Genomic DNA, 10,798 nt, shown 5'->3' with positions numbered 1-10,798 from the left:
TCCGTGAAGATGCGGAGTACCCGCGGTTAGACGGAAAGACCCCGTGCACCTTTACTGCAGCTTCAGAGTGGCATTAGGAAAGAATTGTGTAGCATAGGTGGGAGGCTTTGAAGCACTGGCGCCAGCCGGTGTGGAGCCATAGGTGAAATACCACCCTGTTGTTTTCTGATGTCTAACCCAGCACCGTTAGCCGGTGCGGGGACCCTCTGTGGCGGGTAGTTTGACTGGGGCGGTCGCCTCCTAAAGAGTAACGGAGGCGCGCGATGGTAGGCTCAGGACGGTTGGAAACCGTCTGCTAGAGTGCAATGGCATAAGCCTGCCTGACTGCGAGACTGACGAGTCGAGCAGAGACGAAAGTCGGTCATAGTGATCCGGTGGTCCCTCGTGGAAGGGCCATCGCTCAACGGATAAAAGGTACGCCGGGGATAACAGGCTGATGATTCCCAAGAGCTCATATCGACGGAATCGTTTGGCACCTCGATGTCGGCTCATCACATCCTGGGGCTGGAGCAGGTCCCAAGGGTTTGGCTGTTCGCCAATTAAAGTGGTACGTGAGCTGGGTTCAGAACGTCGCGAGACAGTTTGGTCCCTATCTGCCGTGGGCGTCGATACTTGAGAGGAGTTGCCCCTAGTACGAGAGGACCGGGGTGAACATGCCTCTGGTGTACCTGTCGTTCCGCCAGGAGCGCAGCAGGGTAGCTATGCATGGACGGGATAACCGCTGAAAGCATCTAAGCGGGAAGCCTCCCTCAAGATAAGGTATCATCGAGTCGTGGTAGACCACCACGTTGATAGGCCGGGTGTGGAAGTGCGGTAACGCATGAAGCTAACCGGTCCTAATAACTCTGTTCATGCTTGAAGAATCCCCACCATCACCATCAGCCCTGCAAAGGCTACGGTGATAACCGGACGATACAAAAGCCAGACACCCAATCATCGATCTAAAAACAAATCATGTGCGCCCGCTCCATTGCCTGGTGACCATAGCGTCTGTGAACCACCCGATCCCATCTCGAACTCGGCCGTGAAACCAGTCCGCGCCAATGGTACTAACGCTCAAGCGTTGGAAGAGTAGGTCGTCGCCAGGCATTGAAGCCGGCGCACACGATTAAAAACCCATCACAATCTCATTCAACAAATCGGCCCCAAGGCAAAAACGCCAAGGGGCCGTTTTGCTATCATCGCGGGGTGGAGCAGCCCGGTAGCTCGTCAGGCTCATAACCTGAAGGTCGCAGGTTCAAATCCTGCCCCCGCAACCACTTCACAGCATCACTCACACACCAGCCGTCTCTACCCAGAGGCGGCTTTTTGCGTTCTACCTCTCCTCCACCCGCACAGCGCGCGCTCCACCTCCCCGGAAACAGGGTGGAGCGGGTGGGGGGCTATTCGTTCTGGTAGGTCTCCCGGACGAGATCCATCCATGCGACCGTCGCGTCCGAGAGATAGGCGTTGTGCCGCCACGCGTGCCCCATGATCCATGCAAGGTCGGGCTCGTCGAGGGGGACGGCGGCGAGGCGCTGGAGGTATGCTTCATCGACGATGTTGCTGGGCAGGAAGGCCACGCCGACGTTGGTCGAGACCAGCTCGACCATGAAATCGATCTGGCTGCTGGTGACCGCCACGGTCGGCTCGAAACCGGCCTTGCGACTGGCATCGAGGATCATGCCGTGCAGGCGAAACCCCGGATCGAAGAGAATAAAGGGAAGACTGCTCAGGTCGGTCAGCTTCAGGGAACGGCAATGGCTGAGCGGGTGACCCGGAGCAAGCAGGGCGACCATCGGTTCGCGCCGGATCAATTCCCATTCCAGGTCATGGGACTGAGGCTTCAGGATGCCCGCGATGTCGATGTCGCCAGCCCGCAGATGCTTTTCAAGCTGGTTGCTGCCATGCTCGATCAGGCGCAGTTCTATCTGTGGATAGCGTTCGCGGTACATGCAGACCACCGGCGCGAACAGCTTGATGTTGCCGACGGAGGGAACCCCGAGTCGAAGGACGCCCCGCTTGAGCCCGCGGATTTCATCGAGCTCGACGATCAGGTCGTCGCGGTCGGCCAGGAGCTTGATTCCCCGCCGATAGACTACCTCTCCTGCCGGGGTCATCACGCTGCGGTGGCCGACCCGGTCGAGCAGGATCGTGCCGACTTCGTCTTCGAGCTGCTTGACAGCCTTGCTGATCGTGGACTGCGTGGAGGCCAGCGAACGGGCCGCCTGCGAGAACCCACCGCGCTGAACGACCTCGGTGAAGGCACGTAACAATCTGAATTCCATGAACATTCCTCATTGGAATAATTGTTATTCTACAAATTCATTTCTTTCATGAAAAGAAGAGAGATAGGGGGCGCTGCATGAATGCAGCGGCAAGGTCGATTGCGCGCGGGTCAATTAATGCAAATGAATTGCAAATTCGACACATGCGTGCGCCGCACTGGATTTGCTCCGCAACATTCATGAAAAACAATTGGGTGAAATCTACCTGTGCGACCGCGCCTGCTTTTGCGGGCAGGTGGTCGACAGCATGGAAAGGCAACCAGGTGAAAAACCGTCAAATGCCGTCGGACTTACGAGCCGGCGTCGAACCGTCGGGGCGCTATCATGACTGATGGCTCTCCTCTTCCGCGTCGCTCGAACGGCCGTGGCGTATTTCGCGTCCTGTTCGCCGCTGTAACTCTCATCATTGGCCTCGTCCTTGCTGCTGGCGGGATCAGGCTGGTCACGCTTGGCGGGTCATTCTACTACGCCCTGGCCGGGATTGCCTATGTGATCCTCGCGGTGCTTTTCCTGAAGAAGCATCGCCTTGCGCCGACCCTGACGATCGCCATCTTCGGCGCAACGGTTGTCTGGGCCCTCTTCGATACCCCTGAATTCGGTTTCTGGGCGCTGCTGCCTCGTCTGGTGGTTCCGGCCCTGCTGTTCGGTCTCGGGCTGTGGGCCAGTGCAACTCTCGAAGCGATGCCGGCCCATCTGCGCCGTGCGAGCTTCTGGGGCGGTGCTGCAACCGCCGGTGCGCTGGTGCTGACGCTCGTTTCGGCTTTCTTCCCCCATGGCGCGATCTATGCGCCGGAGAACCTGTCGGCCAAGACGCCGCTGCCGCTCGACAAGATCAACGCGTCGGACAACTGGACGACGTTCGGCCGCAATGCCAACGGCACGCGCTTTGCGCCGTTCACCGACATCAATCCTGAAAACGTGAACGATTTGCAGGTTGCCTGGACCTATCACACGGGCCGCCGCACCACCGGTCCGGGCGCGGGCGTTGACGAAAACACCCCGCTCCAGATCGGCAATGTGCTCTATTCGTGCACGCCGGAAAATCTGGTCACCGCGCTCGATGCCGACACCGGCAAGGCGCTGTGGAAGTTTGATCCGCACGCTCACGCGGCCGAGCACGTGACCTGCCGCGGCGTCGGCTATTACGACCTCGACACCGACACCAGCCTGACGCCCGCCCAGAAGGCTGCCCTGCCTGCCGGGACGAGCCATCAGCGCCTGCTGATCTCGACGGTCGATGCGCGCCTGATCGCGCTGGACGCCCACACCGGCAAGCCCGTCGCCGATTTCGGCAAGGGTGGCTCGGTTGACCTTGCGGCCGGCATGGGCCCGGTCGAGCGCGGCAAGCGCTATCACCCGACTTCGGTTCCGGTCCTCATGGGCCACAATGCGGTTGTCGGTGGCTGGGTCCGCGACATCGTGCATGGCGAACCTTCGGGCGCGGTGCGCGCCTACAGCGCCCTGACCGGCAAGCTGGCCTGGGTGTGGGATGTCGGCAACCCCGAGAACCCCGCCGTCAACCAGCAGGACCCGCACTTCTCGCTCGAAACCCCCAACGTCTGGACGGTTCCGACTTACGACCGCGACCTCAACCTCGTCTACCTGCCCACCGGCGCGGGCCCGCCCGACTACTGGGGCGGCGACCGCAACAAGGCCAAGGAAACGTTCGGCGCGGCCATCGTCGCCGTCGATGCCTCGACCGGCCGCACGCGCTGGGTCTTCCAGACCGTTCACCACGACGTCTGGGACTATGACATTCCTTCGCAGCCCGTTCTCTATGACGTGACGAACGACAAGGGCGTGAAGGTTCCCGCGCTGATCCAGACCACCAAGACCGGCAACATCTTCGTTCTCGACCGTCGCACCGGCAAGCCGGTGACCCGTGTCGTCGAGCGCGCCGTGACCAACAATCCGGCGGCCGAAGGTGAACACCTTGCCGCGACCCAGCCGTTCTCGGTGGGCATGCCGGGCATTGGCAACGAGCGCCTGAGCGAGCGCAAGATGTGGGGTGTGAGCACCTTCGACCAGCTCTACTGCCGCATCATGTTCAAGGATTCGGTCTATACCGGTGCCTTCACGCCTCCCGGCGAGAAGCCCTACATCGAGTTCCCGAGCCTTCTGGGTGGCATGAACTGGGGTGGCATCTCGATCGACGAGACGCGTGACCTGATGTTCGTGAACGACATGCGCGTTCCGCTGCGCATGATGCTCGTCAACGAGAAGAACGCCAGCAAGTACAAGATCTCGATGGACGAAGTTCCCGGCTTCATGGGGACGCTGCGTCCGCAGGTCGCAGGGCCCTATCGCGGTGTTCGCATCGACGTCCTCCAGTCGCCGCTGGCCGTGCCCTGCAACACGCCGCCCTTCGGCACGATGACCGCGATCGACCTCAAGACCAAGAAGGTCGTGTGGCAGGTTCCGCTCGGCACCGTGCGTGATACCGGCCCGATGGGCATGAAGACCCACATGCCGATCCCGCTTGGCCTGCCCACCCTGGGTGGTCCCACCGCGACGGCTTCGGGCCTGGTGTTCTTTGCCGGTACCGAAGACAACTACCTGCGCGCGCTCGACTCGCTGACGGGCAAGGAAGTGTGGAAGGCCCGGCTGCCCGCCGGTGCTCCGGCCGCGCCCCTGATCTACCGTTCGCCGCGGACCGGCCGCCAGTATGTGGTGATCTCGGTGGGTGGCATGAGCCACGCTGCCGATGTGAGCGACACGATCATCGCGTTCGCTCTGCCGCAGAAGGGCGGCTCGACCCACTGAGGGTTGACGCCGCAGTCGCCGGGGCGGCTGATCCGGGTTGACCGGATCGGCCGCCCCGGTCTCTTGTTTGACCGCGTCTTTCCGGCGGGCGTCCGCGACGTCGCGACCTGAAAACGCACTGGCCGGTGAGCCCCCACTCATGACGCACAACTTTCGCCAGTTCCTTTCGCGCAGCCGCGCCGCGTGGCCGGTGCTGCCGGCCCTGATGTCCTGCGCCACCCCGCTGGTGGCCCATGCGCAGGAAGCCGCCCCCCTGGGCATCAATGCGCAGGACGATGGCGCCCCCGAGCAGGAGGCCCCCTCGTTTTCGACTTCGGCCATGTTCGTGCCCGCGACCTTTTCGGGCGAAGCGGGCCCCCTGATCACCGCCGCACCCGAGGGGGAAGGGGGCGAGCCCACTTCGTCTTCGCCTTCGCCCGCGCCCGCGTCCTCCGATGAAGATGGCTCCAGCGATGATCACGACGCACCCACCGTGCCCGACATCACCGCAAACCGGCGCCGGAACATCGGCGGGAGCAGCCTGCGCCCGCTGACCGACAAGGAAGCGATGTCCTGGCTGCTGCCTTCCGAACTGGATTCGCTGCGCCGGACTGACGTTCCCGATGCCTATTACGTGCCGACCACCGTGGGCGGCCACCTGATCACCCCGCTCGATCCGCTGCGCGCCAGCCTCAAGGAGAAGGGCTTCTCGTTCTCGTTCTCCTACAAGGCCGAGGCGATGGGCAATATCGATGGCGGCGTGGAGCGCGGCGCGGACTATGTCCATGAACTCACGCTGCAAATGCATTTCGACCTCGACAAGCTGCTCGGGCTCCATGGCTGGACCCTGCACACGCTGGTGATGAACCGCGTCGGGCACCAGGTTTCGACCGACCGTCTGGGCGAGCACTACATCAACCTGATGGAAGTCTACGGGCTGACGGGCGGCGTGGCGGCCCACCTTGTCGACTTCTACCTGCAAAAGACGATGTTCGACGGGCGCCTCGATCTGGCGCTGGGGCGCATGTCGCTCACCCACGTCTTTGCGACCTCGCCGCTGCTGTGCTCGTTCATGGTCACCTGTTCGGCGCCGGTGATCCTCAAGCGGGCGCCCGGTTTCGCGGTCTATCCCAAGGCCACGATGGGCGGACGCGTGCGCTTCCGTCCCACGCGCGACACCAGCATCCAGTTCGGCGTCTATCAGGTGACCCCGCTGGCCAGCAATCCGTCGGGCTGGGCCTGGGGCAGCGAACACACCACCGGGGTCATGGTGCCGGTCGAATTTACCTGGCAGCCGTTCCTCACCGCCAAGAAGCTGCCGGGCCACTATGTGTTCGGCTATGCCCACGACAGCTCGCGCTATAACGACCTGATGACGACCAGCGCAGCTGCTGCGGTCACGCCGGGCGATCCCTCGCGCCGCGCGCCGATGAACATGTACTGGTTCGAAGGCGACCAGATGATTTATCGCAAGGGCGGGAACGACCAGATGTCGGGTGGCTACCTGATGTTCGGCTATGTTCACAACACCGCGCGCGTGGCGGCGCTGGCCGACCAGTTCTATGCCGGTTTCTCGTTCAACGGCGTGATCCCGCATCGCAACACCGACCGCTTCGGCGTGCTGTGGACGTATTACAAGGTCAGCAAGCGGTTGCAGCTCAACCAGACCTACATGGTCGATACCGGGCAGTCGCTGGGCGCCGCGGTGCTGGCGCCGCAGAGCAGTTCGCATGTGATTGAGGCCTATTACGGCATCGATGTCATGCCCGGCCTCCAGCTCCAGCCCGAGTTCGACTACATGATCCGTCCGGGCGAAACTTCCAAGACCCCGAACGCGACCCTGCTGGGCATGAAGATCATCGCCAACTTCTAAAAAGCTTTGAGGCGGGGCAGGGGGCCCCGTCCTATACAAGGCACACGATCGCGCGGGACGCCGGTCCCTCTCCCCCTTGCAACCCCACCGGCTTTCCGCGTCCTGAGCGGCCGAAGTGACCTTCCCCCCGAGGTTCGCTTCGGCCGCTTTTCTTGTTGGGGAGCGAAAGACGCTCAGGCGGGACAGGCCGCCTCCATGGCCGGAAATTCGGCGACAAGATCCGCGCCCTGCGCGACGAGGGCGGCTTGCGCATGGGCTTCGGGGAGGGCGAGGCGCAGCCAGTGGCGGCCCAGCGCGGCCAGATGGTTGTTGGCGGGCGTGCCCGACAGGCGGGTGAGGCGCCGGGCGAGCCAGCCGGTCGTGGCAAGCGAGGCCAGCGACAGGAACGGACAGGCGATGATCGGGGCCCTGGCCTTGTCGAGGCCTTGCGCGGCTGTTTCGAGAAGGTCGAGCATCTGGCCAAGCGGGTCGGCATCCGGGGAGGGGGCCGCCTCGGCTCTGGCGAGCGCGAGGAAGGCGTGGAACGCGCGGCCTTCGTCGCCCAGCACGCGGCGCAGCACGAGGTCGAGCGCCTGCATCCCGCTGGTGCCCTCGTAGATCGCCAGAACGCGGGCATCGCGCAAGTATTGCTCGGCGGGCCATTCGCGGGTGTAGCCCGCGCCGCCCAGAACCTGAATGGCCTCGCTGGCGCAGAGGCTGGCGGCTTCCGCGCAGAAATTCTTGGTGATCGGCAGCAGCCACGAGAGCACGAGCCCGGCCTGCGTGCGCGCGGCCTCGTCGGTTTCGCGGGCTTGCAGGTCGGCCTGGGCCGAGGCGGCCAGTGTGAGCGCGCGGGCCATTTCGGCGCGGGCGGCGCAGGCCAGCAGCAGGCGCTGGATGTCGCCATGCCGGTCGATGGTTACGGGCGGGGCATCGCCGCGCCCGCCCTGGCGGCGCTGGGCCGCATAGGTCCGGGCAAGGCTTGCCGAAGCCCCGGCGATCCCGGCGCCCTGGCTGCCGACCGACAGGCGCATGCCCACGATCATCGTGAAAAGCTGGGCCAGTCCGCGTCCGGGCGTGCCGATCAGGGTGCCGCGCGCGCCCTCGAAGCCGAGCGCGCATGTGGGCGAGCCGTGAAGGCCGAGCTTCTCCTCGATCCGCCGCACGACCACGCCATTGCGCTGCCCGTCGATGTCCGAAGGCACGAGGAACAGGCTGAGCCCTGCGGTTCCTGTTCCCGTTTCCGGTGTGCGGGCCAGCACCATGTGGGCGATGCGCGGGGTCAGGTCGTGGTCGCCATAGCTGATCCACATCTTCTCGCCGGTGATCGACCAGTCGCCATCCTCGCGCCGGGTGGCCAGCGTGCGCAGGCGCGGCACGTCCGATCCGGCGTCGGCTTCGGAAATGCAGATCGTGGCGGCCCAGCTCCCTTCGACGAGGCGCGGGCACCACAGCGCGCGCGTGGCCGCATCGGCATATTTCTCGATCACCCTGTTGGCGCAGCGGATCGGCGTTGGCAGCATGCCGAAGGCGGGCGAGGCGCGGTTGAACAGTTCCTCGCAGGCCGAATGGACCAGCATCGGCAGGCCCGCGCCGCCCCATTCCGGTGCTCCCTCGATCAGCGGCCAGCCGCCTTCGACAAAGGCCTGCCACGCCGCGTGATGGCCCGGCGCAAGCCGCACGCGCCCGTTGTCGAGCTGGCATCCTTGCGCGTCGGCGCGGCGGTTGAACGGCGCGATCACGTCGTGTGCCAGCGTGCCCGCGCTGCCCACGATTTCGGTCAGCATGGCCTCGTCGAGCCCGGCCTCCGGGTGGAGCGCGCAGATGCGGGCGAATTCGGGCAGGGCCATGATCTGGGCGACGATCATGCCGGTGGCGGCGGTGTACGACATCGGGCGGCTGATCCTTTTTTGCTCTGTCTGCCGGTCGTGCGGAACGCCGGCCCTCTCTCCATACGCTATCGTATGGAAGGGCGGGGGGATCGGTCAAGGGGGCTGTTGCGCGCGGTGGCGACGCCGCCTAGATCACCGCGATGACCCCGACGCCCGCACCGACCGAGCCCCCTGCTGCTGACCAGCCCCCGCGCCGTCTGGGCCGCGCGGACTGGATCGAGGCGGCCATTCGGGTCATGGCCGACAGCAGTGTCGAGCAAGTGCGGGTGGAAAAGCTGGCGGTCGACCTCAAGGCCTCGAAGGGCAGTTTCTACTGGCATTTCAAGGACCGGGGCGCCCTGCTCGACGCCGTTCTGGACACCTGGCGCGAGCGCTCGACGCTCGCGGTGCAGGAACGCCTCGCGCGCGAGGAACCCGACGTGCGGGCGCGCATCGCGCGGCTGATGGAGCTTCCCCTGCGTTCGGACGCGGCGGCCCGTGCGGCGGATCTGGAACTGGCGATTCTGGGCTGGGCGCGCCGCTCGCAACCCGTGCGCAGCGCGGTTCAGGCGGTCGACGAAGTGCGCACGGCCTTTCTGGCCGACCAGTTCGCGGCGCTGGGCTTCAGTACCGCCGAAGCGATGTGGCGCGCCCATCAGGCCTATGCGCTGCTGCGTTATGTCGCCCAGCGCGGCGATCTCGACCCGGCGGAGCGGGCGCACATGGTGGCCGCGCTGCATCAGCAGTTGACGGCTGCCCCCTGATGGGTGTTTCCTGTCCGTACAAGGCAGGGGAGGGCCGCAATTGGACAGATTGCCCAAGGGGGCCCTGAGCCCTTTTCCTCGGGGGCAGGGCTGCTATAGCCGCCCCACAATGGAACTGGCCACGACTCCCCTGCGCATGCCTGCCGACTGGCGGGATTTCTTTGCGCTGACCAAGCCGCGCGTGATGACTCTGGTGATCTTCACGGGCCTGTGCGGACTTCTCGCCGCACCCGGAGAAATCCATCCGATTCTGGCGTTTACGGCGATCCTGTGCATCGCCGTGGGGGCTGGCGGGGCCGCCGCTCTCAACCAGTGGTGGGAAGCGGACATCGACGCGGGGATGAAGCGCACGGCCAGGCGGCCGCTGCCCTCCGGGCGCATGGACCGCGACTCGGCCCGCGATTTCGGCTTTGCCCTGTCGGGCGGGGCGGTCGTCGTGATGGGCCTGGCCAATGGCTGGCTGGCGGCCAGCATTCTGGCGGTTTCGATCTTCTATTATTCGTGGATCTATACCGTCTGGCTCAAGCCGCGCACGCCGCAGAACATCGTGATCGGCGGGGGCGCGGGCGCCTTCCCGCCGCTGATCGGCTGGGTGGCTGTCACCGGCCACATCACGCTGATGCCGATCCTGCTGTTCCTGATCATCTTCATGTGGACGCCGCCGCATTTCTGGGCGCTCGCGCTGTTCGTGAAGACCGATTACGCCAAAGTGGGCATTCCGATGCTGCCGGTCGTGGCGGGCGAGAAGGTCACGCGGCGGCATATTCTGGTCTATACGCTCGCGCTGCTGCCGGTCACGGTGGCGCCGTGGTGGCTGGGCGGCACGGGGGCGATCTATGGTGTCGCGGCGGTCGTGCTGGGGCTCGGCTTCCTTGCGCTGGCCACGCGGGTGGGCCTGCGCACGAGCGTGCCCGATGACCGCATGAAGCCTGAAAAGCAGTTGTTCGGCTATTCGATCCTCTATCTCTTTGCGCTGTTCGGCGCGCTGGTGGTGGACCGTCTGGCCGCGATGCAGGGCTGGATCTGATGGACGCGGACCGGCCTGTCGACAAAGTGCTGGGCGCCCGGAAACCGCCTGAGGCGCCGGAATCAGCACCGGCTCAGGCGCCGGAGACCCCGGAGACTTTCGATCTGGAGGCCTTCCGCGCCCGCCAGAAGGCGCGCAACCGGGCGCTGGGCCTGCTGCTGGGCGCGCTTGTGGTGTTGTTTTTCGCGATCACCATCGCCAAACTGGGGGTGCAGGCCAGCCATCGTCCGTGATGCCCGGTCCTGTGTGCAGGCGCCGCAGAGCGCCGCCAGCCG

General features: G+C 64.9%; 7 protein-coding genes, 1 tRNA gene and 2 rRNA genes (1 of these 10 only partly in view). 8 read left to right on the top strand and 2 right to left on the bottom strand.

Going from position 1 to position 10,798, the window contains the following annotated elements; genetic code table 11:
• From SBI20_RS09355 to SBI20_RS09345, 3 genes are all read left to right on the top strand, one after another.
• A 23S ribosomal RNA gene (locus SBI20_RS09355) occupies positions 1–860 on the top strand; it begins 1,931 nt to the left of the window's first position.
• Positions 861–973: 113 nt separating this feature from the next.
• Positions 974–1,088, top strand: a 5S ribosomal RNA gene (gene rrf, locus SBI20_RS09350).
• A gap of 94 nt (positions 1,089–1,182) precedes the next feature.
• Positions 1,183–1,259: transfer RNA gene (locus SBI20_RS09345), tRNA-Met, on the top strand.
• 123 nt (positions 1,260–1,382) lie between these two features.
• On the opposite strand, the gene SBI20_RS09340 is transcribed toward SBI20_RS09345, so the two are convergent.
• On the bottom strand, positions 1,383–2,267 hold the full coding sequence (locus tag SBI20_RS09340; RefSeq protein WP_317974778.1) for a LysR family transcriptional regulator: 885 nt from the start codon (positions 2,265–2,267) through the stop codon (positions 1,383–1,385).
• Between the two features lie 324 nt (positions 2,268–2,591).
• On the opposite strand from SBI20_RS09340, the gene SBI20_RS09335 reads away from it, so the two are divergent.
• Entirely contained in the window at positions 2,592–5,030 is a 2,439-nt protein-coding gene (locus SBI20_RS09335; RefSeq protein ID WP_317974777.1) for a membrane-bound PQQ-dependent dehydrogenase, glucose/quinate/shikimate family, read from the top strand.
• Positions 5,031–5,169: 139 nt separating this feature from the next.
• On the top strand, positions 5,170–6,882 hold the full coding sequence (locus tag SBI20_RS09330) for a carbohydrate porin (protein WP_317974776.1): 1,713 nt from the start codon (positions 5,170–5,172) through the stop codon (positions 6,880–6,882).
• A 173-nt stretch (positions 6,883–7,055) separates the two neighbouring features.
• On the opposite strand, the gene SBI20_RS09325 is transcribed toward SBI20_RS09330, so the two are convergent.
• Complete coding sequence (locus SBI20_RS09325; RefSeq protein ID WP_317974775.1) at positions 7,056–8,753, bottom strand: acyl-CoA dehydrogenase family protein; 1,698 nt, start codon at positions 8,751–8,753, stop codon at positions 7,056–7,058.
• Between the two features lie 140 nt (positions 8,754–8,893).
• Here SBI20_RS09325 and SBI20_RS09320 point away from each other — a divergent pair, with 140 nt between their 5' ends.
• The 3 genes from SBI20_RS09320 (at position 8,894) to SBI20_RS09310 (ending at position 10,756) form a co-directional block, all read left to right on the top strand.
• Entirely contained in the window at positions 8,894–9,496 is a 603-nt protein-coding gene (locus tag SBI20_RS09320; protein ID WP_317974774.1) for a TetR/AcrR family transcriptional regulator, read from the top strand.
• Between the two features lie 109 nt (positions 9,497–9,605).
• Positions 9,606–10,523 carry a heme o synthase gene (locus SBI20_RS09315; RefSeq protein WP_317974773.1) on the top strand — a complete coding sequence of 306 codons (918 nt, stop codon included), beginning with the start codon at positions 9,606–9,608 and terminating at the stop codon, positions 10,521–10,523.
• Positions 10,523–10,756: a hypothetical protein gene (locus tag SBI20_RS09310; RefSeq protein ID WP_317976167.1), complete on the top strand. Its 234-nt coding sequence runs from the start codon at positions 10,523–10,525 to the stop codon at positions 10,754–10,756. The genes SBI20_RS09315 and SBI20_RS09310 overlap by 1 nt, the downstream gene beginning before the upstream one ends.
• Positions 10,757–10,798: the final 42 nt, after the last annotated feature.

The organism is Novosphingobium sp. IK01, assembly GCF_033242265.1.
Classification (GTDB): Bacteria; Pseudomonadota; Alphaproteobacteria; order Sphingomonadales; family Sphingomonadaceae; genus Novosphingobium; species Novosphingobium pituita.
Note: the sequence above shows the minus strand (reverse complement) of the source record. Positions and strands in the feature narration are given on the sequence as shown.

Excerpts from the sequence above, each read along its gene's own strand:
- SBI20_RS09340 (WP_317974778.1), bottom strand. The coding sequence starts at position 2,267 with ATGGAATTCAGATTGTTACGTGCCTTCACCGAGGTCGTTCAGCGCGGT.
- SBI20_RS09330 (WP_317974776.1), top strand. The coding sequence starts at position 5,170 with ATGACGCACAACTTTCGCCAGTTCCTTTCGCGCAGCCGCGCCGCGTGG.
- SBI20_RS09325 (WP_317974775.1), bottom strand. The coding sequence starts at position 8,753 with ATGTCGTACACCGCCGCCACCGGCATGATCGTCGCCCAGATCATGGCC.
- SBI20_RS09335 (WP_317974777.1), top strand. The coding sequence starts at position 2,592 with ATGACTGATGGCTCTCCTCTTCCGCGTCGCTCGAACGGCCGTGGCGTA.
- SBI20_RS09315 (WP_317974773.1), top strand. The coding sequence starts at position 9,606 with ATGGAACTGGCCACGACTCCCCTGCGCATGCCTGCCGACTGGCGGGAT.
- SBI20_RS09320 (WP_317974774.1), top strand. The coding sequence starts at position 8,894 with ATGACCCCGACGCCCGCACCGACCGAGCCCCCTGCTGCTGACCAGCCC.
- SBI20_RS09310 (WP_317976167.1), top strand. The coding sequence starts at position 10,523 with ATGGACGCGGACCGGCCTGTCGACAAAGTGCTGGGCGCCCGGAAACCG.